The 23,347-nt window shown below is 51.6% G+C and carries 22 protein-coding genes; 9 read left to right on the plus strand and 13 right to left on the minus strand.

Annotated elements, in window-relative coordinates; genetic code table 11:
• Positions 1–2 precede the first annotated feature (2 nt).
• Positions 3–1,931 carry a threonine--tRNA ligase gene (gene thrS, locus QMG90_RS12150; protein WP_283279873.1) on the minus strand — a complete coding sequence of 643 codons (1,929 nt, stop codon included), beginning with the start codon at positions 1,929–1,931 and terminating at the stop codon, positions 3–5.
• Positions 1,932–2,206: 275 nt separating this feature from the next.
• Here thrS and yniD point away from each other — a divergent pair, with 275 nt between their 5' ends.
• Positions 2,207–2,314: a small membrane protein YniD gene (gene yniD, locus QMG90_RS12155; RefSeq protein WP_156964005.1), complete on the plus strand. Its 108-nt coding sequence runs from the start codon at positions 2,207–2,209 to the stop codon at positions 2,312–2,314.
• A gap of 32 nt (positions 2,315–2,346) precedes the next feature.
• On the opposite strand, the gene QMG90_RS12160 is transcribed toward yniD, so the two are convergent.
• Positions 2,347–3,105: a DUF481 domain-containing protein gene (locus tag QMG90_RS12160; protein ID WP_049850070.1), complete on the minus strand. Its 759-nt coding sequence runs from the start codon at positions 3,103–3,105 to the stop codon at positions 2,347–2,349.
• 303 nt (positions 3,106–3,408) lie between these two features.
• Between QMG90_RS12160 and pfkB the strand changes: the two genes are divergently transcribed.
• From pfkB to QMG90_RS12175, 3 genes are all read left to right on the plus strand, one after another.
• Positions 3,409–4,338, plus strand: coding sequence for a 6-phosphofructokinase II (gene pfkB, locus QMG90_RS12165; protein WP_283279877.1), 930 nt, complete (start codon positions 3,409–3,411; stop codon positions 4,336–4,338).
• A gap of 59 nt (positions 4,339–4,397) precedes the next feature.
• The gene (gene ghoS, locus QMG90_RS12170; RefSeq protein WP_283283950.1) at positions 4,398–4,688 is read left to right on the plus strand and encodes a type V toxin-antitoxin system endoribonuclease antitoxin GhoS; all 291 of its coding nucleotides are present in this window, start codon (positions 4,398–4,400) and stop codon (positions 4,686–4,688) included.
• A gap of 104 nt (positions 4,689–4,792) precedes the next feature.
• Entirely contained in the window at positions 4,793–5,653 is an 861-nt protein-coding gene (locus QMG90_RS12175) for a fructosamine kinase family protein (protein WP_283279878.1), read from the plus strand.
• A gap of 22 nt (positions 5,654–5,675) precedes the next feature.
• Here QMG90_RS12175 and tonB read toward each other — a convergent pair whose 3' ends face one another.
• The gene (tonB, locus tag QMG90_RS12180; protein WP_283283951.1) at positions 5,676–6,392 is read right to left on the minus strand and encodes a TonB system transport protein TonB; all 717 of its coding nucleotides are present in this window, start codon (positions 6,390–6,392) and stop codon (positions 5,676–5,678) included.
• Positions 6,393–6,615: 223 nt separating this feature from the next.
• Here tonB and QMG90_RS12185 point away from each other — a divergent pair, with 223 nt between their 5' ends.
• The gene (locus tag QMG90_RS12185) at positions 6,616–6,912 is read left to right on the plus strand and encodes a YciI family protein (protein WP_049850074.1); all 297 of its coding nucleotides are present in this window, start codon (positions 6,616–6,618) and stop codon (positions 6,910–6,912) included.
• Between the two features lie 48 nt (positions 6,913–6,960).
• Here the strand turns inward: QMG90_RS12185 and QMG90_RS12190 are convergent, their stop codons facing one another.
• Positions 6,961–7,134, minus strand: a complete 174-nt coding sequence (locus tag QMG90_RS12190) for a YciY family protein (protein ID WP_283279879.1) — start codon at positions 7,132–7,134, stop codon at positions 6,961–6,963.
• A gap of 143 nt (positions 7,135–7,277) precedes the next feature.
• Here QMG90_RS12190 and cls point away from each other — a divergent pair, with 143 nt between their 5' ends.
• On the plus strand, positions 7,278–8,738 hold the full coding sequence (gene cls, locus QMG90_RS12195; protein WP_283279880.1) for a cardiolipin synthase: 1,461 nt from the start codon (positions 7,278–7,280) through the stop codon (positions 8,736–8,738).
• A gap of 34 nt (positions 8,739–8,772) precedes the next feature.
• Positions 8,773–9,102: an HI1450 family dsDNA-mimic protein gene (locus QMG90_RS12200; RefSeq protein WP_283279881.1), complete on the plus strand. Its 330-nt coding sequence runs from the start codon at positions 8,773–8,775 to the stop codon at positions 9,100–9,102.
• 31 nt (positions 9,103–9,133) lie between these two features.
• Here QMG90_RS12200 and oppF read toward each other — a convergent pair whose 3' ends face one another.
• From oppF to QMG90_RS12230, 6 genes are all read right to left on the minus strand, one after another.
• Positions 9,134–10,138 (minus strand): murein tripeptide/oligopeptide ABC transporter ATP-binding protein OppF, encoded by a 1,005-nt coding sequence (gene oppF / locus QMG90_RS12205; protein ID WP_283279883.1) that lies wholly within the window; start codon positions 10,136–10,138, stop codon positions 9,134–9,136.
• Entirely contained in the window at positions 10,135–11,145 is a 1,011-nt protein-coding gene (gene oppD, locus QMG90_RS12210; RefSeq protein WP_283279885.1) for an ABC transporter ATP-binding protein, read from the minus strand. The genes oppF and oppD overlap by 4 nt, the downstream gene beginning before the upstream one ends.
• Positions 11,146–11,156: 11 nt before the next feature.
• A complete protein-coding gene (gene oppC, locus QMG90_RS12215) occupies positions 11,157–12,065 on the minus strand; it encodes an oligopeptide ABC transporter permease OppC (RefSeq protein WP_283279887.1) in 909 nt (302 codons plus the stop codon).
• 14 nt (positions 12,066–12,079) lie between these two features.
• Entirely contained in the window at positions 12,080–13,000 is a 921-nt protein-coding gene (gene oppB, locus QMG90_RS12220) for an oligopeptide ABC transporter permease OppB (RefSeq protein WP_283279888.1), read from the minus strand.
• A gap of 88 nt (positions 13,001–13,088) precedes the next feature.
• Positions 13,089–14,720 (minus strand): oligopeptide ABC transporter substrate-binding protein OppA, encoded by a 1,632-nt coding sequence (oppA, locus tag QMG90_RS12225; protein WP_283279890.1) that lies wholly within the window; start codon positions 14,718–14,720, stop codon positions 13,089–13,091.
• A 766-nt stretch (positions 14,721–15,486) separates the two neighbouring features.
• On the minus strand, positions 15,487–16,134 hold the full coding sequence (locus QMG90_RS12230) for a YchE family NAAT transporter (RefSeq protein WP_283279892.1): 648 nt from the start codon (positions 16,132–16,134) through the stop codon (positions 15,487–15,489).
• Positions 16,135–16,681: 547 nt separating this feature from the next.
• Between QMG90_RS12230 and adhE the strand changes: the two genes are divergently transcribed.
• The gene (gene adhE, locus QMG90_RS12235; RefSeq protein ID WP_283279894.1) at positions 16,682–19,360 is read left to right on the plus strand and encodes a bifunctional acetaldehyde-CoA/alcohol dehydrogenase; all 2,679 of its coding nucleotides are present in this window, start codon (positions 16,682–16,684) and stop codon (positions 19,358–19,360) included.
• Between the two features lie 54 nt (positions 19,361–19,414).
• Here the strand turns inward: adhE and tdk are convergent, their stop codons facing one another.
• Positions 19,415–20,026, minus strand: coding sequence for a thymidine kinase (gene tdk / locus QMG90_RS12240; protein ID WP_283279895.1), 612 nt, complete (start codon positions 20,024–20,026; stop codon positions 19,415–19,417).
• 567 nt (positions 20,027–20,593) lie between these two features.
• Here tdk and hns point away from each other — a divergent pair.
• Positions 20,594–21,007, plus strand: a complete 414-nt coding sequence (gene hns / locus QMG90_RS12245) for a histone-like nucleoid-structuring protein H-NS (protein ID WP_283279897.1) — start codon at positions 20,594–20,596, stop codon at positions 21,005–21,007.
• A 170-nt stretch (positions 21,008–21,177) separates the two neighbouring features.
• Here the strand turns inward: hns and galU are convergent, their stop codons facing one another.
• Positions 21,178–22,077 (minus strand): UTP--glucose-1-phosphate uridylyltransferase GalU, encoded by a 900-nt coding sequence (galU, locus tag QMG90_RS12250; RefSeq protein WP_283279899.1) that lies wholly within the window; start codon positions 22,075–22,077, stop codon positions 21,178–21,180.
• A 195-nt stretch (positions 22,078–22,272) separates the two neighbouring features.
• Positions 22,273–23,286 (minus strand): two-component system response regulator RssB, encoded by a 1,014-nt coding sequence (gene rssB / locus QMG90_RS12255; RefSeq protein ID WP_283279900.1) that lies wholly within the window; start codon positions 23,284–23,286, stop codon positions 22,273–22,275.
• Positions 23,287–23,347 lie beyond the last annotated feature (61 nt).

The following is a 23,347-nucleotide window of genomic DNA, read 5'->3' on the forward strand; positions in this document are numbered from 1 at the left end:
CCTTATTCCTCCAGTTGTTGAAGACTGCGGCTGCGAATCTCTTGTTGCAGCTTCTCAATCACTTCCTCTACGCCCATGACGCCAAGGTCTTTACCGCGGCGGGTGCGAACGGCCACAGTGCCAGCTTCCACCTCTTTATCACCACAGACCAGCATATACGGGACACGACGTAAAGTGTGCTCGCGGATTTTAAAGCCAATCTTCTCATTTCTCAAGTCTGCTTTTACCCGAATACCCGCATTTTGCAGTTTACGGGTCAATTCGTTAACGTAATCAGACTGTGAATCGGTGATGTTCATGACCACGACCTGCACTGGCGCAAGCCAGGTTGGGAAGAAGCCAGCGAACTCTTCGGTCAGAATGCCGATGAAGCGTTCAATCGACCCAAGAATCGCGCGGTGAATCATGACCGGAACCTGACGCTCGTTGTTTTCGCCCACATAAGAGGCGCTCAGACGAGACGGCAGAGAGAAGTCCAGCTGTACCGTACCGCACTGCCATGCACGATCGAGGCAGTCATACAGGGTAAACTCAATTTTCGGACCGTAGAACGCGCCCTCACCCAGTTGATACTCAAACGGGATGTTGTTTTCTTCGAGCGCGACGGCTAAGTCCGCCTCAGCACGATCCCACATTTCATCGCTACCGATACGTTTTTCGGGGCGAGTGGAAAGCTTGACGACGATTTTGTCGAAGCCAAAGGTGCTGTACATATCGTAGACCATACGAATGCAGGCGTTCACTTCATCGCGGATCTGGTCTTCTGTACAGAAGATGTGCGCATCGTCCTGCGTGAAGCCACGGACACGCATCAGACCATGCAGCGCGCCTGACGGTTCGTTACGGTGGCAGCTACCAAACTCCGCCATACGCAGCGGTAGATCACGGTAGGATTTCAGACCCTGATTGAAGATCTGAACATGCCCCGGGCAGTTCATCGGCTTGATGCAGTATTCACGGTTCTCAGACGAGGTGGTGAACATCGCATCTTTGTAGTTGTCCCAGTGGCCGGTTTTTTCCCACAGCACACGGTCCATCATGAACGGACCTTTGACTTCCTGATACTGGTACTCTTTCAGTTTGCTGCGAACAAACGTTTCCAGTTCACGGAAGATGGTCCAGCCGTCGTTGTGCCAGAACACCATGCCCGGCGCTTCTTCCTGCATATGGTACAGGTCGAGTTGCTTCCCGATTTTACGATGGTCGCGCTTCGCGGCTTCTTCCAGGCGTTGCAGATACGCATTCAGCGCTTTTTTATCTGCCCACGCGGTGCCGTAAATACGCTGCAGCATTTTGTTGTCGCTGTCGCCACGCCAGTAAGCGCCTGCGGTTTTCATCAGTTTAAAGTGATGACAGAAACGCATATTAGGTACGTGCGGGCCGCGGCACATGTCGACATATTCTTCATGATGATATAAGCCAGGCTTGTCATCATGGGCAATGTTTTCATCAAGAATAGAGACTTTATATGGCTCATTGCGCTTCACAAACATTTCACGCGCGTCGTGCCAGCTGACTTTCTTCTTAATGACGTCGTAGTTTTTCTCGGCAAGCTCATGCATACGTTTTTCGAGCACGTCGAGATCTTCCTGGGTCAGGGTTCGGTCAATATCCACATCGTAATAAAAACCGTTGTCCACTACCGGACCAATCGCCATTTTGGTGTTCGGCCACAGTTGCTTAATGGCATGACCAAGCAGGTGCGCGCAGGAGTGACGAATGATTTCCAGACCGTCATCGTCTTTCGCGGTGATGATTGCCAGTTGGGCATCGGTATCGATGAGATCGGAAGCATCAACCAGTTCGCCATTAACACGACCCGCGATACAGGCTTTCGCCAGTCCCGGTCCGATATCAAGAGCAACATCCATTGGGCTTACTGCGTGGTCGTAATGGCGTTGGCTGCCATCAGGAAGAGTAATTACAGGCATGATATATCCTTATTTGCAGTGGTGCCCCACACGAAAGAGCACATACAAAATAATATGATGAACATTATCAAAAGGGGGTGGATTGATTCCCGCTTCACTCTGCGAAATATGAGAAATGACGTTTGCCGCGTCATGCCTCCTACATCCGTCTTTTGATAAAACCAGCCCCTAGTCTACACATGATTTCTATGGGATAAAACCCTGATTCCGGTTCATCTCTCATTGATGTCGTCTGCGATAAGCTATTTTAAAGGAAACAACTGCGAGGGGAGCCGATGTCAACAAAACGATTTGCCAGCAAACACTGGAAAATGGTGGTGGTGCTAATCGCAATTTGCGGCGCCATGCTTCTGCTGCGCTGGGCCGCAATGATTTGGGGATAAACAGCAATCAGGCCGGGAGCCGGCCCGATATATTACATTCTGTATCCCAAAGATACCGTGGTACGGCGATCGGTATGGCTTGGCGCGGTTGATGGCGGCTCGGAATTCCAGCTCAGGTTATAAGCGACTTTCAGACCGAAGTGATCGTTAATCGCCACATTGAGCGCAGTTTCAGAGTTTATCGTCGTGTCATCAGCACCAAAAACGGAAACACCCTGCGTGAATTTGGTGGTATCTGTCATCTGCCAGGCATACGTGCCGGACGCATAACCCAACGGCTGGGTTTCACTATCGCCGTCAGTATATTCGTCGTAACGCACACCCGGACCAAATTCAAAACGCAGGCTGTGAACCGGGCCATTCATAAACTGACGACCATAACCAGCGGTCAGGACATCGCGTTCGTGATAGCCGTTGTAACGGTCAGTCAACCAGCTCGCCTGACCAAACAGGTAATCTGTATCGGTCATGTTGTAACGCGAACGGCCGCCTACCGCATATTTCTCAGAAGAGCGTTCATCATTGGACGAGGTATTGCTCGCATTCCCCCATAATGACCAGGCGGTGGATTCGCCATACCAGGTCATTGTGGAATCTGCAGTCAGGGAAGAACTTTTGGTATTGCCAGACTGAGCGAGATAACCGCCGTTGACGTTACCTTCAAAAGGTTTCTTTGCAGTAGAAGGGTCATCCATGACAGTAAAAACGGTATCATCTGCTGTCGCGTGCATCGACGCAAACAAGCCCCCCGCCAGCAAGGCTGCCACGGGTACTGTCTTTAAAAGCTTCATTTATTAAGAGTCCGTACAACAAAAAAAGAGACCAATACGGTCCCGGAAACTTTCATGAGGATCAACGCGGGAAGTTCCAGAGAAAGGTAAGAAATTATAAAAAGGCCCGAATAACATAGCAATGACTTCTTATTTCATTTTTTGAATAAGAACGATCTCAAAACTCGTTTTATTTCATAAAGATAAAAACCCTGCTTTGCGTTTAAATACTTGTAAATCAGGCTATTATTTCTTCCTTTCCTGGATATTCAGTGCCAGGCTTAAAAAGATTTCACTTATGGGTCATCTCAGGAGGTAATAATAATGGCGAATATTTATACACTCACCCTGGCCCCGTCTCTCGATTGCGCAACGCTCACCCCGCAGATTTATCCCGAAGGGAAACTCCGCTGCAGCGCGCCGGTATTTGAACCCGGTGGTGGCGGCATTAACGTCGCTCGGGCTATTACTTTTCTGGGCGGCAGAGCCACTGCCATCTTCCCGGCAGGCGGCGCGACCGGCGAACACCTGGTCTCCCTGTTAGCCGATGAAAATGTCCCGGTTGATACAGTTGACGCTCGCGACTGGACGCGACAGAACCTGCATGTGCATGTGGAGTCCAGCGGTGAGCAATACCGTTTTGTGATGCCCGGCGCCGCCTTAAACGAAGATGAGTTTCGTCAGCTCGAAGAAAAAGTGCTGCAAATAGAAGAAGGCGCCATTCTGGTGATCAGCGGCAGTCTGCCGCCTGGCGTCAAAACAGAACGGTTGGTGCAGTTAATCAAAGCCGCGCAGCATAACGGCATTCGTTGCGTAGTGGACAGCTCCGGCGATGCCCTCGTCGCGGCGCTGGACATTGGTCATATTGAGCTGGTTAAACCAAACCAGAAAGAGCTCAGCGCACTGGTGCAGCGCGAACTGACGCAGCCTGACGATGTCCGCAAAGCCGCACAAGAGATAGTCCACTCCGGAAAAGCACTGCGGGTGATCGTCTCACTGGGGCCGCAGGGTGCGCTCGGCGTTGATGCCAGCGACTGCGTACAGGTGGTTCCGCCACCAGTAAAAAGCCAGAGCACCGTCGGGGCGGGCGACAGCATGGTGGGCGCCATGACGCTTAAACTTGCCGAAAATGCCAGCCTGGAAGATATGGTTCGCTTTGGCGTCGCGGCAGGTAGCGCGGCCACTATCAATCAGGGCACGCGTCTGTGCTCGCTGGAGAACACCCGCAAAATTTATGATTATCTCCGGCAGTGATGAGGTCAGCCCGGCACTTTGGACTATGCTAGATAAATCCATGAATTACAAAGAGGTGAATCGTGAGTGGAGAAATTACCCGTTACGTGGTGACGTTCAGCTTTAAAGAGGACGCGCTAACCCAGATCAACGAGCTTAATAATCATCTGTCACGCGGTGGTTTTTTGCTCACGCTGACCGATGACGACGGCAAAGTTCACGATCTTGGCACCAACACCTTTGGTTTTATCAGCCCGCTCAGCGAAGAAGAGGTTCGCGAACTCGCCGCCGGGCTTGCCGAAGCCGCGCTCAATCGCAAACCCGATATCGACATCACCACCTTTGAAGCATGGCAGGCAAGCACAAAATAATAACATTTGCCGCTTAAAAGTGCTCAGTTGTGCGTTAGTTCGAGTTTTTTCACCGCATTTATGCGCTAACCTTCTGAAATGGCAGTAAACATGGGAGAGGCATCATGTGGCAAGCTATCAGTGGCCTGTTAAGCGAGCAATTTGGAAGCGGCGATATTGAGTTGCGTAATGAATTACCAGGAGGAGAAATTCACGCTGCATGGCATCTGCGCTATCGCGGTAAGGATTTTTTCGTCAAATGCGATGAGCGGGAGCTTCTGCCCATTTTCACGGCGGAAGCCGATCAACTTGAGCTGCTTTCACGCAGCAAAACAGTGCGTGTCCCGGAAGTGTATGCCGTCGGCAGCGATCGCGACTACAGCTTTCTGGTGATGGAATTTCTCCCTCCCCGCCCACTCGATGCCCATAGTGCGTTCCTGCTGGGCCAACAGCTTGCCCATCTTCACGAATGGAGTGACCAGCCGCAGTTTGGTCTCGACTTCGACAACGATCTCTCCACCACGCCGCAGCCCAACGCCTGGCAGCGCCGCTGGTCAACGTTCTTCGCTGAACAGCGTATTGGCTGGCAACTGGAACTGGCGGCGGAAAAAGGCATGGCGTTTGGCAATATCGATGCCATTGTCGGCCATATTCAGCAACGCCTGAGTAACCACCAGCCACAGCCTTCGCTTCTGCACGGCGATTTGTGGTCCGGCAATTGCGCGCTGGGGCCTGATGGCCCGTATATCTTCGACCCGGCCTGTTACTGGGGCGACAGAGAGTGTGACCTGGCGATGCTGCCATTGCACCCTGATCAACCGCCACAGATTTACGATGGTTATCAGTCGATCTCGCCGTTGCCCAACGGTTTTCTCGATCGCCAGCCGGTTTATCAACTTTACACCTTACTGAACAGAGCGATTCTGTTTGGCGGGGAACACCTCGTGACAGCGCAGAAAGCGCTGGAACGGGTGCTGGCGGCCTGAGCCTTTCGCTCAGGCCCACCGGTTAGTTCATTGAAACGCCTTTGAGGCGAAATTCGATGTTCATGATAAGCCCGGTACCTGGCTTGCCACTCTCATAGCGCCATTTCCGCATGGCGCTTTTGACTTCACGTTCAAACATATTGCTCGGCTGCGCAGAAAGGATTTCGACGTTGTCCACGCGACCATCAGCTGTGACATCAAACCGGACGCGTACTTTCCCTTCAATACGCAGCGCCTGCGCACGCGTCGGGTAACCGGGCTGGTTGCGGCTCAGCGCACGGGGGCCACTGGGCGCGCTCACCGTCGGTTTGCTGGTGGCGGCAGGCGTCGTACGGGTGACCGGACGCGCTGGCGTGTCGTTTTCAAACGGTGACGCCGGACGTGGCTCCGCGGGTTTCACTTCCCGTTTCGGTTGCTCAACCTTTTTCTCCGGTTTGGGTTTCGGCTTTGGCTTAGGTTTCGGTTCCGGTTTGTGGATCACCACCGGCGCCTCTTTTGGCGGCTCGGGAACAGGCTCCGGTTCTGGCTCCACGACCGGTTGCGGTGGTGGCTGAACCGCCTGCGGCGGCTCCAGATCGGCAGGCGTCACCATGGTAACCGTAATCGGCTGACCCGGCGCCGGCAGTTCAATAACCTGATGATGTACCGAGGTATAGAGCAATCCCGCCACCACTGCGCCGTGGATAGCCACCGAGAGCAGTGTCGGCCACGGAAAGCGGCGAGGCATATCAAGGGTCATTGAAGTCATAATCGTGTCAGTTGCCAAATGAAGCCCCGATTTTAAATGCAAATAGCAATCATATTCAATAAGACATCTTATTCTGAATCAATTTTTGTCCGTTGTTGCCCAAAAATCCCGCGTGTCGAGCAAACTGTCGCACAGGCCACACATCTTTACATTGCAGTTAATGACACTTTCACTTAACGTAAAACGCAAATTTCATCAGGAAGGAGTTCTGCCCGTGCTTTACGTGATTTACGCCGAAGATGTCGCTGACTCACTCGAAAAACGCTTGTCGGTTCGCCCTGCTCACCTCGCCCGCCTGCAATTGCTGCAGGATGATGGTCGTCTGCTGACCGCGGGTCCACTCCCTGCGGTAGACAGCAACGATCCTGGCGCTGCGGGTTTTACCGGCTCCATTATTATTGCTGAATTTGAATCGCTGGAAACAGCGCAGGCATGGGCGAACGATGATCCGTACGTCGCTGCCGGTGTGTATGGCAACGTTGCGGTTAAGCCGTACAAAAAAACCTTTTAACACAACGCAAAAAAACGATGGGCACCGCAAGCGGTGCCCTTTTTGTGCTCAGATGTCGTAGAAGGCGAAGACCAGTGCCTGGTGTTGCCGTTTGACAAGACATTTTCTGATGGAGTGGATGCGCATATTGCGACGCGACTGAGCTTCCAGCCAGCGGGTTTTACGGCGACTTGCCTGCCTCTGCATGCGCCAGCGCCCCACTTCCGTTCTGCTATGCTTCATTTCTACAGCTCTCAGAATGAAAGAGCCTTTATTATATCCGCTCACCCCCGACTGACCAGCGGTTTTACTGCGCATTTTATTTGCCAGATCAGTGCTTATGCGTAAACTCTTAACATCTGGCATACAAAAGGATTTTTTTCGATATGACAACCTTCTACACCGTGGTGAGTTGGCTGGTGGTTCTGGGTTACTGGTTGCTCATTGCCGGTGTGACGTTACGTATTTTAATGAAGCGACGCGCGGTGCCTTCTGCGATGGCATGGCTGCTGATTATCTATATTCTTCCCCTCGTTGGGATCATCGCCTATTTGTCGGTCGGAGAGCTGCATTTAGGGAAACGCCGGGCCGAGCGCGCCAGAGCCATGTGGCCCTCCACGGCAAAATGGTTGCATGATCTTAAAGCTTTTAAACATATCTTTGCCGAAGAAAACAGTCCGGTAGCCTCGTCGCTGTTTAAGCTGTGTGAGCGCCGCCAGGGCATCGCCGGGGTGAAAGGTAATCAGTTGCAACTGATGACCGAAACGGATGATGTCATGCAGGCGCTGATCCGCGATATTCAGCTTGCCCGTCATAATATCGAGATTGTCTTTTATATCTGGCAGCCTGGTGGAATGGCCGATCAGGTAGCGGAGTCGTTGATGGCCGCCGCGCGACGCGGCGTTCACTGCCGTCTGATGCTGGATTCCGCAGGCAGCGTGGCATTTTTCCGCAGCCCGTGGGCGACGATGATGCGAAACGCTGGTATAGAAGTTGTCGAGGCGCTGAAAGTCAATTTGATGCGTGTTTTCCTGCGGCGTATGGATCTGCGACAGCACCGCAAAATGGTGCTGATCGACAACTATATTGCCTACACCGGCAGTATGAATATGGTTGATCCGCGCTTCTTTAAGCAGGATGCCGGAGTGGGCCAGTGGATAGATCTGATGGCACGCATGGAAGGCCCGGTCGCTACGGCAATGGGCATTATCTTCTCCTGCGACTGGGAAATTGAAACCGGTAAGCGCATTCTCCCACCGCCGCCGGACGCCAATATTATGCCGTTTGAAGCTGCCAGCGGGCACACCATCCATACCATTGCCTCGGGCCCGGGCTTCCCGGAAGATCTGATCCACCAGGCATTACTGACGGCGGCGTATTCCGCCCGCGAATATCTGATAATGACCACGCCCTACTTCGTGCCGAGCGACGACCTGTTGCATGCCATCTGCACCGCCGCTCAGCGCGGGGTGGATGTGAGTATTATTCTGCCGCTGAAAAACGATTCGATGCTGGTGGGCTGGGCGAGTCGGGCTTTTTTCACTGAATTGCTGGCTGCCGGCGTCAAAATCTATCAGTTTGAGGGCGGCCTGCTGCATACCAAGAGCGTGCTGGTCGATGGCGAGTTAAGTCTGGTCGGCACTGTAAACCTCGACATGCGCAGCCTGTGGCTGAACTTTGAAATTACGCTGGCGATCGATGACGTTGGCTTTGGCGGCGATCTGGCGGCTGTGCAGGATGACTACATCTCACGTTCGCGCCTGCTCGACGCCCGTGAATGGGTAAAACGCCCCCTCTGGCAGCGAATGGCCGAGCGACTGTTTTACTTCTTCAGCCCGTTGCTGTAAAACGTGCCCATTAGATGTTTAACAGGGTGCCATCATGGATATGGATTTAAACAATCGCCTGACCGAAGACGAAACGCTCGAGCAGGCTTACGATATTTTTCTCGAACTGGCGGTCGATAACCTCGATCCCGCAGATATCATTCTGTTTAATTTACAGTTTGAGGAACGTGGCGGCGCAGAGTTATTCGACCCTTCAGAAGACTGGCTGGAGCATGTCGATTTCGACCTCGATCCAGACTTCTTCGCCGAAGTGGTGATTGGCCTCGCAGATACCGATGGCGGCGAGCTCAATGATATTTTCGCCCGTGTGCTGCTCTGTCGCGAAAAAGACCATAAATTCTGCCACATCCTGTGGCGTGAGTAATAAAAAGGCCGACATTATGTCGGCCTTTTTATTATAACGGGTCTACCTTCAGACAGGAGACCGCGTGGCGGAAACTCCCTTCGAGTACCGGTCGCGTTTTAGCACACTCCGGCCCGGCAATCGGGCAGCGCGTGCGGAATACGCACCCGGAAGGCGGGTTAATCGGCGACGGAAGTTCCCCTTCCAGCAACTGGATCTCTTTCGCTTTTTCCAGGTCGGGATCAGGGATCGGCACCGCTGACATCAGTGCCCGGGTGTAGGGATGCAGCGGGTTGTGATACACCTCATCGTAAGTGCCAAGCTCAACGGCATGGCCCAGATACATCACCAGCACGCGATCAGAGATATGCTTCACCACCGCCAGGTCGTGGGCGATGAAAATCAGCGACAGTCCCATCTCACGCTGCAGCTGTTGCAGCAGGTTAACCACCTGCGCCTGAATCGACACATCCAGCGCGGAAACCGGCTCGTCACAAATAATCAGTTTTGGCTCAAGGATCAGCGCGCGGGCGATGCCGATACGCTGACATTGTCCGCCTGAGAATTCATGCGGATAGCGGTTAATCAGATTCGGCAGCAAACCCACTTTCATCATCATCGTTTTGACGCGATCACGGACTTCCTGACGCGGCATTTTAGGATGATAGGTGCGCAGCGGCTCCGCGATAATTTCGCCGATGGTCATGCGCGGGTTCAGTGAGGCCAGCGGATCCTGGAAAATCATCTGGATGTCACTGCGTACGGCACGCCACTCATCCGGTTTCATGCCCAGCAGATCTTTCCCCAGCCACGCCACCTTTCCGTCTGTCGCTTTCACCAGACCAATGATCGCGCGCGCAAAGGTAGACTTACCGCAGCCCGACTCGCCCACCACGCCCAGCGTTTCCCCTTCGTACAGACGCAGGGTGACGCCATCCACGGCTTTCAGCGTTTTCGCCGGCTGCCAGAACCACTGTTTGCCGTCTTTGATATCGAAATGCACTTTCAGATCAGCAATTTCGAGCAGCACTTTACGATTTTCAGTTACGGCGTTCATAACAGATCCCCCACCGGTTTAAAGCAGGCGCGTAAACGCCCTGGCGCAAACTCCTCCAGCGGCGGAGCACTATGGCAGATTTCCATCGCGTGCGGGCAGCGCGGCTGGAACGGACAACCTTTCGGCAGACGCAGCAGGTTTGGCGGGTTACCCGGAATCGTCAGCAGTGATTCGCCTTCCGCATCCAGACGCGGCACAGCATTCAGCAGTCCAATAGAATACGGATGCGCAGGATGGTAAAACACGTCGCGCGCCTGACCATATTCCATGGTGCGTCCGGCATACATCACCAGCACTTTGTCACAGATACCGGCAACGACGCCGAGATCGTGGGTGATCATAATGATGGCGGTATTGAACTCGCGCTTGAGTTCATTGAGCAGAGTCATGATTTGCGCCTGCACGGTAACGTCGAGCGCGGTGGTTGGCTCATCAGCAATCAGCAGTTTCGGACGGCACATCAACGCCATCGCAATCATCACGCGCTGGCGCATACCACCGGAAAACTCGTGCGGGAACATGCGCATGCGCTTGCGCGCTTCCGGCATTTTGACCGCATCCAGCATTTTGACCGACTCTTCGAACGCTTCCGCTTTACCCATGTTTTTATGCAGCATCAGCACTTCCATTAGCTGCTCGCCGACACGCATATACGGGTTCAGGGAGGTCATCGGATCCTGGAAAATCATCGAGATCTGCTCTGCGCGTAGTTTGTTCAGCTCGCGCTCGGGCAGATTCAGGATTTGCCGTCCATTGAACGTTGCGGAGCCGCCGATGGTGCCGTTCTGTGCCAGCAAGCCCATCAGCGCAAAGGCGGTCTGGGATTTACCGGAACCGGACTCACCCACGATGCCCAGCGTCTCGCCCGCTTTCAGGCTGAAATTAAGATCATTGACCGCCGTGACGTCGCCATCCGGCGTTTTAAACGTCACACGTAAATCTTTCACGTCCAGCAGCAGCGATGACTGTTGCTGTTGCGGGGTTTTTACCATGTCAATCGTACTCATGGCGGGGCTCCTTAGCGGTCTTTCGGATCGAGGGCATCACGCAGGCCATCGCCGATAAAGTTAAAACAAAACAGGGTAACCACCAGGAAACCTGCCGGGAACAGCAGCAGCCACGGAGAAACTTCCATGGAGTTGGCGCCATCACTCAGTAATGCCCCCCAACTGCTGAGCGGCTCCTGCGTACCCAGACCAAGGAAGCTCAGGAACGATTCAAACAAAATCATGCTGGGAACCAGCAGCGATGCATACACCACCACCACGCCCAGCACGTTCGGTACGATATGACGCACCACGATGCTGCCGGTCGAGACCCCGCCGACCTGCGCCGCTTCGATGAACTCTTTGCGCTTCAGACTCAGCGTCTGGCCGCGAACGATACGCGCCATATCCAGCCAGGAGACCATCCCGATGGCAACGAAGATCAGCAGGATGTTTTGCCCAAAGAAGGTGACCAGCAGGATTACGAAGAACATGAACGGGAAGGAGTTGAGGATTTCCAGCACACGCATCATGAAGGAGTCGATTTTACCGCCGAGATAGCCAGACAGAGACCCGTACAGGGTGCCGACAATCACCGCCACCAGCGCTGCGGCAATACCCACCATCAGCGAAATGCGCCCGCCAATCGCCACACGCACCAGCAGATCGCGCCCGGAGGAGTCCGTGCCGAAATAGTGCCCGGATTCGGTATCCGGCGCGTTAGACATCATGCCCCAGTCAGTATCGAAATAGGTAAACTGAGACAGCATTGGCGCCAGGGTCACAAAAAGCGCAATCAGGATCAGCACCACCAGGCTCGCGACGGCGGCACGGTTATGCACAAAGCGTCGACGGGCGTCCTGCCACAAGCTGCGTCCTTCAACGTCCAGTTTTTCACTGAAGTGTTCCAGCGCCTCGCTGTTTTTCTTACTTAACATCATGGCGTACTCCAGTGTCAGTAACGGATTTTCGGATCGATGACGGCATACAGCACGTCAACTACCGCGTTGAACAGGATCGTCAGCGCGCCGACCAGAATCGTAAGGCTCAGCACCAGCGAGTAGTCACGGTTAAGCGCACCGTTAACGAACAGCTGGCCGATGCCCGGCAAACCATAAATAGTTTCGATGACCATTGAACCGGTGATAATACCGACGAAAGCCGGCCCCATATAGGAAAGTACCGGCAGCAACGCAGGTTTCAGCGCATGGCGGAAGATAATCCGCCGCATCGGTAGTCCTTTGGCGCGCGCGGTACGAATAAAATTAGAGTGCAGCACTTCAATCATCGAGCCGCGGGTAATACGCGCGATACTGGCGATATACGCGAGCGACAACGCCACCATCGGCAGGATCATAAATTTCAGCGCCCCGCCGTTCCAGCCGCCGCCGGGCAACCAGTGCAGCGTAATAGCAAAAACCATCACCAGCAGCGGCGCGACAACAAAGCTCGGGATAACCACCCCGGTCATCGCAAACCCCATGACGGTGTAATCCCACGCGGTGTTTTGCCTGAGGGCGGCAATCACCCCCGCACTAACGCCAACGATCACAGCGAACAAAAAAGCCGCTGCCCCCAGCTTCGCAGAAACCGGGAAACTGGCCGCCACCAGATCATTGACCGAGTAATCCTTATATTTAAATGACGGTCCGAAATCGCCATGCGCCAGCTGCTTCAGGTAGCTGAAATATTGCGTGGAGATTGGATCGTTAAGATGGTATTTCGCCTCAATGTTGGCCATGACTTCTGGCGGCAACGTACGTTCACCAGTGAATGGACTTCCCGGTGCGAGGCGCATCATGAAGAAGGAAATAGTAATAAGAACAAAGAGTGTCGGAATCGCTTCCAGACAACGACGAAATATAAATTTTAACATTGCCCGTACCTTCTGGCGTGTGCCTTTGCACTGCTCTCAAATAAGACACAGTGGAGCGAGGAAAAATCCCTCGCTCCACGCATTGCCATTAATGCTTGATAATATACAAGTTCTTGACGTGGATATTATCCATCGGATCTTTACCGGTATAACCACCAACCCATGGTTTCACGAGGCGGGCGTTAACGTAGTAATAAACCGGGGCAATTGCAGAATCTTTATCCAGCTGCATTTCTGCTTTGTCGTACAGCGCGGTACGCTGCGCTTCATCCGTCACTTTCAGCGCATCCGCCAGGATAGTATCAAAGGCTTCGCTCTTATAGTGCGCGGTATTGTTGGAGCTGTTCGACAGCAGCATGTTCAGGAAGGATGTCGGTTCGTTATAATCCGCACACCAGGCCGCACGCGCCACATCAAAGTTGCCCTGATGACGGGTGTCGAGGAAGGTTTTCCACTCCTGGTTTTCCAGCTTCACGTTAACGCCCAGATTTTTCTTCCAGATGGACGCCACGGCAATAGCCAGTTTTTTGTGCAGATCAGAGGTGTTATAGAGCAGATTGAAGGTCAGCGGTTTGTCCGCCGTATAGCCTGCTTCAGCCAGCAGTTTTTTCGCTTCTGCGTTACGTTTTTCCTGTGACCACTTAAACCATTCCGGCTCGGTCAGTTTTGCGCCATCGGTATATGGCGGGGTGAAACCGTAAGCAGGCAGGTCGCCCTGGTTTTTCACTTTATTGACGATAATGTCGCGATCCAGACCCAGTTTCAGTGCGGTACGGACACGCACATCCGTGAACGGGGCTTTCTGGTTGTTAATTTCGTAATAATAAGTGCAGAGATAGGGATCAACATGCACTTCATTCGGGATCTCTTTTTTCAGCTTCTGGAATAACTCGATCGGCATGTTGTTATAGGTCATGTCGATTTCGCCGCTACGATAGCGGTTAACGTCGGTCACTTCAGAGGAAATTGGCAGGTAGGTGACCTGGTTAATCACCGTCTTGGCGTTATCCCAGTAATTAGGGTTACGCTCCAGAACAATACGTTCGTTGACCACCCACTCTTTCAGTTTATACGCGCCGTTAGAAACAATATTCGCCGGCTGGGTCCACTTCTCACCATATTTTTCAATAGCGGCTTTAGGAACTGGCGTCATGGAGGAGTGAACAAGCAGTTTATAGAAATAAGGAACAGGTTCAGATAAGGTCACTTCCAGCGTATGGTCATCAACAGCTTTCACGCCGAGATCGGTCGCCGGCTTTTTCCCGGCAATAATGTCATCAATATTAGCGATATGACCATACTGCAAATAACTTTCATAAGGAGAAGCGGTTTTCGGATCAGCCAGGCGCTGCCAGCTGTAGACGAAATCCTGCGCCGTTACCGGCGAACCGTCTGACCATTTTGCGTCTTTACGCAGATGGAATGTCCAGACTTTAAAATCTTTGTTATCCCACGATTCTGCCACGCCAGGCACTGGCTGGCCATCAACGCCGGTTTCCACTAAGCCTTCGAACAGATCGCGGTTGATGTTCGATTCCGGTACACCTTCAATTTTGTGCGCATCGAGCGACTGTACTTCAGTACCGTTATTACGCACCAGCGTTTGCTTTTCCGCCAACTGAACACCCGCTGGTACATCGGCAGCCATGGCCGCATTGCCAGCGATTAGTGCAGTGAAGACACCTGCTGCAATTAGACTTTTTTTTGTAATGATGGACATTGTGTTGTGACTCCTCTCTTTATAATGGCTGGTTTACCAGCTTGTATGTTCCCGTTCGGGTTCCTGTACAGCGCAGGAGCTTTTGCAACTGCCAGGTCGTTTTCTACTGCTTGCTATCACCGACTTTTTCATTACGGTCGCTCGGACGGCAACCTTACGTCGATTCGTTATACGCCCCCCCTGTCGGGACGCGTCTGGTCTATTTATTCGTAATGAGCGGTTATATGAAAACTGTTCTCATCTACGTACAAATTAATCCGTACATCAGGCCGGAAAGTAGCAAATGGCTTACTGCGCCGCCAATACAATTTGCAAATTTGTTAACCAATTCTCTTTTACTGAATAAGTCGCCCTGTCACAACCCGGCCAGGCTTTTTCATAAAACCTGCTAATGACTGCGTTATCAGCCAGTTAGATTAAATCCGGAAAGATGACTTTCAGGTGAAACCGTGCCTGAGTGTTTTTTGCACAAAAACTTAACAATTGATTATTATTTAGCACATTCAACTGCCCGTTAACTGAAATTACTAATATCATTTCAATTATCCGACAGCAAGCCCAAGAGTATCATGTGAAAGAAATAACATTATCGCGGGGTTTTTTGCGGGTATCGCAACACAGAATATCGCCCTAACCTTTTGATATATCGTGTTTTAAACAATCATCAGGAAAGATTATGCTAAATGCGTTTTTCAAATAAATTGATATGATTTGCGAATATTGAAGCGGAAACGGAGCACATCGCCCCGTTTCGCAGTCTGCAGGCTTAATTCAGAAGGCCCGGGAAAATCGCTTTGATCCCGGTAACGATAAACTCGATACCCAGCGCCATCAGCAGCAGGCCCATAATACGGGTGACGACGTTAATACCGGTTTGCCCCAGCAAACGTACCAGCCAGGGTGCGAGACGGAAAACGCCCCAACAGCAGAAAGCAAAAAGCGCGATGGCGATGGAAAACCCGATCAGGTGCGCCAGACTATGATAGCGAGTTCCCCAGACGATGGTAGAACTGATGGCCCCCGGCCCCGCCATGAGCGGCAACGCCAGTGGCACAACGCCGACATTCTCACGGATCGCCGTTTCTGATTTTTCCTGCTTGTTCTGTTTATCTTCACCCAGTTTGCCGCTAATCATCGACATCGCAATGGTGACGACAAGGATGCCGCCGGCGATGCGGAATGAATCGATGGAAATACCAAATAACTGCAGAATGCCGTCGCCTAAAAACAGTGACGTCCAGAGAATGATAGCAACGGACAGCGTGGCGGTAAGGTTCGTTTTGTTTCTGACCGGCGCCGACTGGTAGCTGGTCATACTAATAAAGACAGGAATAATCCCGACCGGGTTAACCAGAGCAAATAGCCCGATGAAAAATTTGGTGTACGTGGGAAAATCAAACAAGGTTTGAATCACGCTTAGCTCCGCAGGCTCATCAAAATAGGTCGTTGACGTAATATAAAGCAAGGCTGTGACCCGTTAACGATCACAATCGCGATGCTGAGCCTCTCGCCTGTAGAGCGGGACACAGCCTGTTATCCGCGCTGAAGATACGCTTTTTATGAGTATAGTTCACCTCAATTCTTCTTAAAAAATGGCTTCATTACAGAGTGTTATATATTCATTTGGATTATGTTAATGTCATCCTGCCATTGAAAACGATTCCGTCACAATTGCTACAAATGCCGTGAAATGGGGTGCTGAAAGGTGTCAGCTTGGGTTTATCTTGATCCAGATCACGTAATTTGTACTCAGAAGTGAGTAATCTTGCTTACGCCACCAGGGAGTACAGCGTCATTCGTTAGTGGTGCCTGAGGTGAGGCTCTTTTAGTAAATCTGTGAATCGGGATCGTAAGTAATCAGTTGTTTTATTGGCTCTTACGCAAGCAGCAAACGTGCTGTCTATACTGATTTAGCGTGCAGCTGATTTACTAAAAAAGTTTAACATTATCAGGAGAGCATTATGGCTGTTACTAATGTCGCTGAACTTAACGCGCTCGTTGAGCGTGTCAAAAAAGCCCAGCGTGAATATGCCAGTTTCACTCAAGAACAAGTAGACAAAATCTTCCGCGCTGCCGCTCTGGCCGCTGCAGATGCTCGAATCCCTCTCGCTAAGATGGCCGTTGCCGAATCCGGCATGGGTATCATCGAAGATAAAGTGATTAAAAACCACTTCGCTTCTGAATACATCTATAACGCATACAAAGATGAAAAAACCTGTGGCGTGCTGTCTGAAGACGACACCTTCGGGACTATCACCATTGCTGAGCCTATCGGCATCATCTGCGGTATCGTTCCGACCACTAACCCGACCTCTACGGCTATCTTCAAATCACTGATCAGCCTGAAGACCCGTAACGCCATCATCTTCTCTCCGCACCCGCGTGCTAAAGATGCCACCAACAAAGCGGCTGACATTGTTCTGCAGGCTGCTATCGCGGCTGGTGCACCAAAAGATCTGATCGGCTGGATTGATCAACCTTCAGTTGAACTCTCTAACGCGCTGATGCATCACCCGGACATCAACCTGATCCTCGCGACCGGTGGTCCGGGCATGGTTAAGGCCGCTTACAGCTCCGGTAAACCAGCAATCGGCGTAGGCGCGGGCAACACGCCTGTGGTTATCGACGAAACCGCTGATATCAAACGTGCTGTGGCTTCCGTTCTGATGTCTAAAACCTTCGATAACGGTGTTATCTGTGCTTCTGAGCAGTCCGTTGTGGTGGTTGACTCTGTTTATGATGCGGTTCGCGAACGCTTCGCCAGCCACGGCGGCTATCTGCTGCAGGGCAAAGAGCTGAAAGCTGTTCAGGACATCATTCTGAAAAATGGCGCGCTGAACGCGGCTATCGTAGGTCAGCCAGCGTACAAAATCGCTGAACTGGCAGGCTTCACCGTACCGGCTACCACCAAGATCCTGATTGGTGAAGTAAAAGTTGTCGACGAAAGCGAGCCGTTCGCTCACGAAAAACTGTCTCCGACACTGGCGATGTATCGTGCGAAAGACTTCGAAGACGCGGTTGATAAAGCTGAGAAACTGGTAGCAATGGGCGGTATCGGTCATACCTCCTGTCTGTACACTGACCAGGACAACCAGCCAGAACGCGTGAACTACTTCGGTCAGATGATGAAAACCGCGCGTATCCTGATCAACACCCCGGCTTCTCAGGGTGGTATCGGCGACCTGTACAACTTCAAACTCGCACCTTCCCTGACTCTGGGTTGTGGTTCCTGGGGTGGTAACTCCATCTCTGAAAACGTTGGTCCGAAACACCTGATCAACAAGAAAACCGTTGCTAAGCGAGCTGAAAACATGTTGTGGCACAAACTTCCGAAATCTATCTACTTCCGTCGTGGCTCACTGCCGATCGCACTGGATGAAGTGATTACTGATGGTCACAAACGCGCGCTGATCGTGACTGACCGCTTCCTGTTCAATAACGGTTACGCTGACCAGATCACCTCTGTTCTGAAAGCGGCTGGCGTTGAAACCGAAGTGTTCTTCGAAGTTGAAGCTGACCCGACGCTGACCATCGTGCGTAAAGGTGCAGAACTGGCGAACTCCTTCAAACCAGACGTGATCATCGCGCTGGGTGGTGGTTCCCCGATGGACGCCGCGAAAATCATGTGGGTTATGTACGAACATCCGGAAACTCACTTCGAAGAACTGGCGCTGCGCTTTATGGATATCCGTAAACGTATCTACAAGTTCCCGAAAATGGGCGTGAAAGCGAAAATGATCGCCGTCACCACCACCTCCGGTACCGGTTCTGAAGTGACGCCGTTTGCAGTAGTTACTGACGACTCTACCGGTCAGAAATATCCGCTGGCTGACTATGCGCTGACACCGGATATGGCGATTGTTGACGCCAACCTCGTGATGGATATGCCGAAATCACTGTGTGCCTTCGGTGGTCTGGATGCGGTGACCCACGCGCTGGAAGCTTACGTTTCCGTGCTGGCCTCCGAGTTCTCTGATGGTCAGGCTCTGCAGGCACTGAAACTGCTGAAAGAGAACCTGCCAGCGTCCTATAACGAAGGTTCCAAAAACCCGGTTGCCCGTGAACGCGTTCACAGTGCAGCGACTATCGCCGGTATCGCGTTTGCGAACGCCTTCCTCGGTGTATGTCACTCCATGGCGCACAAACTGGGCTCACAGTTCCATATTCCGCACGGTCTGGCCAACGCCCTGCTGATCAGCAACGTTATCCGTTACAACGCGAATGATAACCCGACCAAGCAGACCGCATTCAGCCAGTATGACCGTCCGCAGGCTCGCCGTCGTTACGCTGAAATCGCCGACCACCTGGGTCTGAGCGCACCGGGCGACCGTACTGCTGCGAAAATCGAGAAACTGCTGGCATGGCTGGAAAGCATGAAAGCTGAACTGGGTATTCCGAAGTCAATCCGCGAAGCGGGTGTTCAGGAAGCTGACTTCCTGGCGCACGTTGACAAGCTGTCTGAAGATGCGTTCGATGACCAGTGTACTGGCGCAAACCCGCGCTACCCGCTGATCTCCGAGCTGAAACAGATCCTGCTGGATACCTACTACGGACGTGCTTACACTGAAGGTGAAGCGGTAGCAGAGAAGAAAGAAGCGGCTCCGGTTAAAGCAGATAAGAAAGCGAAAAAAACCGCTTAATTAAACGCAATCGGTAAGTCATAAATGCCCCGTCATGTGACGGGGCATTTTTTATTACACTGATCCGTCCTGAATACGAGTCAGAGAGCCTTCTGCGAGCGCTTCTTTATAATGTTTGCGGCAAACAGAAACATAACGTTCATTCCCGCCTATCACCACCTGCTCGCCCTCATTAAATGGGCGCCCTGCCTGATCGAGGCGTAATACCATGCTGGCCTTCCGGCCACAGAAACAGATAGTTTTCAGTTCAACCAGCTTATCTGACCAGGCGAGCAGATACTGGCTACCGGTGAACAGCTCGCCACGGAAGTCCGTACGCAGGCCATAGCACAGTACAGGGATATCCAGTGTGTCTACCACTTCGGAGAGCTCATAGACCTGCTGGCGCGTCAGAAACTGGCATTCATCGACTAATACGCAGTTGATCCGCTCACGCGCGTGTTGTTCGCTAATCTCGGTAAACAGTGCGGATTGCTGATTAAAGAGCTTTGCCGGAGACGACAGCCCTATTCTCGAACTGACTTTGCCCGCGCCAAAACGGTCATCAATTTCCGCTGTATATACCAGCGTCCGCATCCCACGTTCCTGGTAATTGTAGGAAGACTGTAGCAAAGCGGTCGATTTACCGGCATTCATTGCCGAATAGTAAAAATAAAGTTGTGCCATTGACGCCGTAACCCCGATCAAAGTGTTATATCACGCTGCGGATTGTATCATATTCCCCTCTGGTCATAGCGCCAACGCTTAAAACGGTTTCTTTACCGGGGTAAGTGACTGGTTTTTACAAACATTCGGTAACACTAATCACTAATAACACTCTATCTACAAGGGATTTAACCTGGCGTTATAGTCGATAGCATCCCACTACAATCCAGAAAAGCATTTAACGCTGGTTTCATACAGTGATGATTCAGATTCTAATAAGCATAAGCGGGTAACCGATAAGTCATTTCCCTAATACTTAAGGCTGATATTTATCCACACCCCGCTAATTCCGCCGGGTTTCAGTGCGCAAACATCAGAGTTAGCCTGATGAATCCTCGCCTTTCCCTTGATAGCAATAACAGCGAATGATGTGAGCCAACGCGTAAATTTAACTTCCGTTAATTAATAATGGAGACAAATATCAGGTAATTTTGAATTCCTTACATTGTCCCCTATTGCACATCTGAATTTATCGCTCTATTATTAGCTCAACAAACCACCCCACAATATAAGTTTGAGATTACTACAATGAGCGAAGCACTTAAAATTCTGAACAACATCCGTACTCTTCGTGCGCAGGCAAGAGAATGCACCCTTGAAACGCTGGAAGAGATGCTGGAAAAATTAGAAGTTGTCGTTAATGAGCGCCGTGAAGAAGAAAGCGCTGCTGCGGCAGAAATCGAAGAGCGCACTCGTAAGTTGCAACAATATCGTGAAATGCTGATTGCTGACGGTATTGATCCAAACGAACTGCTGAACAGCATGGCAGCAGCTAAATCTGGAACTAAAGCAAAACGCGCAGCTCGTCCGGCTAAATATAGCTACGTTGACGAAAACGGCGAAACCAAAACATGGACTGGCCAGGGTCGTACCCCGGCAGTTATCAAAAAAGCCATGGATGAAAAAGGTAAATCTCTGGACGATTTCCTGATCAAAGACTGATTTTCTCATTCTTAATAAATCCCGCCCCGGCGGGATTTTTTTTGTCTGAACCTTTTCCAGGCTGGAAAAAAACCGTCGTATAGATGACTCACAGGCAATAAAAAAACCGGGGATAACCGCGCAGTCACTGGCGTTTATCCCCGGTTTTAGCGGGCGAGGCTAGCGCTCAGTTAGCTAATAGCTTTGCCCAGCCATTGTTTAAACTCGTCACCGAGATCGTGGTGGCGAACGCCATATTCCACGAAAGCCTGCATATATCCGAGTTTATTACCACAGTCGTGGCTTTTACCTTTCATATGATAGGCTTCAACGGTTTCTTTCTCGATAAGCATATCAATGGCATCAGTCAGCTGAATTTCATCACCTGCTCCCGGCGGGGTTTTTGCCAGCAGCGGCCAAATCTCTGCGCTCAGGACGTAACGGCCAACGACAGCAAGGTTAGACGGCGCGACATCGGCTTTTGGCTTTTCAACCACGCCAACCATCGGCACGCTCTCACCTGGCGCCAGAGCCTGCCCTTTGCAGTCCACAACGCCATACGCGGTAACATCGTCAACCGGCTCCACCATGATCTGGCTGGCCCCCGTGTCGTTGAAGCGGGCAATCATCTCAGCGAGGTTATCGCGGGAAAGATCGGATTCGTATTCATCGAGAATAACGTCCGGCAAAATAACGGCGACAGGCTCATCACCGACAACCGGATGTGCGCACAATACCGCGTGCCCCAGACCTTTCGCCAGGCCCTGACGAACCTGCATAATAGTCACGTGTGGCGGGCAAATAGACTGGACTTCTTCAAGCAGCTGGCGTTTAACGCGTTTTTCCAGCATCGCTTCAAGTTCAAAACTGGTATCAAAATGGTTTTCGATAGAGTTTTTAGACGAGTGCGTAACCAGCACAATTTCAGTAATACCAGCTGCAATGCATTCGTTAACAACGTACTGAATTAATGGTTTATCCACCAGTGGCAGCATTTCCTTCGGAATAGCCTTGGTCGCTGGTAGCATCCTGGTACCTAACCCCGCAACCGGGATGACGGCTTTTCTGACTTTTGAATTTAGGGCAGCCATTGAAATCTCCTGAACTGTTCAAACTTTGAACGTGCTCGTTATTAATAACGCGTTGAGTATATCAGTACCGTCATGCAAGCCGGGTCTGAAAAGGACGCGCTAACCTTGAATTAGGATTTATACGCATAACTGCACGGATAGTATCACCACGCCAGATAAGCGAGAAAAGCTATCTGTCGTTTACGCGCTGATTGCTCATTCCGCAGACAACATTAAGCGTAATCGACCACCGGCTCCCCAAATTTGACATTGCCACGAAACACAGCGCTGACTAATTTGGTTAAGGTAAGCATTACCTAAAGTGCCAAGCGGAACACCGTTGCTGATCTGTATTTGATGCTCGCCGGTATTCAATGTTCCATTCAGTCCGGCTGACACGAGGATCAAATTTTTCAGTCCACTATGATAATAGCCTACCAGCAAAGGAAACTGGCCGGGTAAATTGGCCTGACGGAGCAACTGGTTGACCTGTTTTAGTAAACTTCCCATTTCAGGCAAACGCTGTCGCTGATGTGATAGCTGCTCCTGCAACAATCCATTAAAAAGCGCGCGTAATAATAAAGCGGCAAGTACGCCATTATCACCCGCTCGCGTAACGTCAAGACAATAAAAGGCGAGATCGTGATCAGATAAAGGAGCAATATCCAGCACCAGTCCTGGTTTATCCACCGAAACGAGCTGGCGGTAATTTATACGACAATGCGATATTTCCTGCTGAACCGGCGGCTGCAATTCCTGCAGCAATTTCGCGGCCGCCTGTGGATTACTGGTTAATGCGTCCCAGTCATCAAAAAGCCGCTCTTCCTCTTCGACTCTGGAGTTGAACATATTCGGATAAAGACAGGCAAAGACAGTCTCTTTTAACCGGTCAAAGTCTTTAACCGGTTTGAGCAGAACGTCCTGAACACCCAGTCGTAACGCTCTGGCGATATCCGCCATGTTTTCGGTCGCCGAGATAACCAGAATGGGCATCTGGTCGCCTGCGTTGCGCAGATGCTCGATCAATGACAGACCATTCATACGTGGCATCGCGATATCACAGATCATCAGGTCAGACTTATGGTGTGCCATCTTCTCCAGTGCATCCACGCCATCCTCTGCCAGGACCGTCGAAGCGCCCAGAGACGAAAGCCATGAATTTAATAGAGTGCGGAAAACGGGTTCGTCTTCGACAATCAGAATCTGTTTTCCCGCCAATGGCTGCGTCATGGTATCTCCCCTGGCTGACGATACGTAAATAGTGGCATGCTATCCGCAGTATCGCCTGTCA

It is taken from the genome of Trabulsiella odontotermitis (genome assembly GCF_030053895.1).
Taxonomy (GTDB): Bacteria; Pseudomonadota; Gammaproteobacteria; order Enterobacterales; family Enterobacteriaceae; genus Trabulsiella; species Trabulsiella odontotermitis_C.

What these genes read in the sequence shown, in the direction of transcription:
- thrS (WP_283279873.1), bottom strand. Translation starts at nt 1,931, where the DNA reads ATGCCTGTAATTACTCTTCCTGATGGCAGCCAACGCCATTACGACCAC.
- yniD (WP_156964005.1), top strand. Translation starts at nt 2,207, where the DNA reads ATGTCAACAAAACGATTTGCCAGCAAACACTGGAAAATGGTGGTGGTG.
- QMG90_RS12160 (WP_049850070.1), bottom strand. Translation starts at nt 3,105, where the DNA reads ATGAAGCTTTTAAAGACAGTACCCGTGGCAGCCTTGCTGGCGGGGGGC.
- pfkB (WP_283279877.1), top strand. Translation starts at nt 3,409, where the DNA reads ATGGCGAATATTTATACACTCACCCTGGCCCCGTCTCTCGATTGCGCA.
- QMG90_RS12175 (WP_283279878.1), top strand. Translation starts at nt 4,793, where the DNA reads ATGTGGCAAGCTATCAGTGGCCTGTTAAGCGAGCAATTTGGAAGCGGC.
- tonB (WP_283283951.1), bottom strand. Translation starts at nt 6,392, where the DNA reads ATGACCCTTGATATGCCTCGCCGCTTTCCGTGGCCGACACTGCTCTCG.
- QMG90_RS12190 (WP_283279879.1), bottom strand. Translation starts at nt 7,134, where the DNA reads ATGAAGCATAGCAGAACGGAAGTGGGGCGCTGGCGCATGCAGAGGCAG.
- cls (WP_283279880.1), top strand. Translation starts at nt 7,278, where the DNA reads ATGACAACCTTCTACACCGTGGTGAGTTGGCTGGTGGTTCTGGGTTAC.
- QMG90_RS12200 (WP_283279881.1), top strand. Translation starts at nt 8,773, where the DNA reads ATGGATATGGATTTAAACAATCGCCTGACCGAAGACGAAACGCTCGAG.
- oppF (WP_283279883.1), bottom strand. Translation starts at nt 10,138, where the DNA reads ATGAACGCCGTAACTGAAAATCGTAAAGTGCTGCTCGAAATTGCTGAT.
- oppD (WP_283279885.1), bottom strand. Translation starts at nt 11,145, where the DNA reads ATGAGTACGATTGACATGGTAAAAACCCCGCAACAGCAACAGTCATCG.
- oppC (WP_283279887.1), bottom strand. Translation starts at nt 12,065, where the DNA reads ATGATGTTAAGTAAGAAAAACAGCGAGGCGCTGGAACACTTCAGTGAA.
- oppB (WP_283279888.1), bottom strand. Translation starts at nt 13,000, where the DNA reads ATGTTAAAATTTATATTTCGTCGTTGTCTGGAAGCGATTCCGACACTC.
- oppA (WP_283279890.1), bottom strand. Translation starts at nt 14,720, where the DNA reads ATGTCCATCATTACAAAAAAAAGTCTAATTGCAGCAGGTGTCTTCACT.
- adhE (WP_283279894.1), top strand. Translation starts at nt 16,682, where the DNA reads ATGGCTGTTACTAATGTCGCTGAACTTAACGCGCTCGTTGAGCGTGTC.
- tdk (WP_283279895.1), bottom strand. Translation starts at nt 20,026, where the DNA reads ATGGCACAACTTTATTTTTACTATTCGGCAATGAATGCCGGTAAATCG.
- hns (WP_283279897.1), top strand. Translation starts at nt 20,594, where the DNA reads ATGAGCGAAGCACTTAAAATTCTGAACAACATCCGTACTCTTCGTGCG.
- galU (WP_283279899.1), bottom strand. Translation starts at nt 22,077, where the DNA reads ATGGCTGCCCTAAATTCAAAAGTCAGAAAAGCCGTCATCCCGGTTGCG.
- rssB (WP_283279900.1), bottom strand. Translation starts at nt 23,286, where the DNA reads ATGACGCAGCCATTGGCGGGAAAACAGATTCTGATTGTCGAAGACGAA.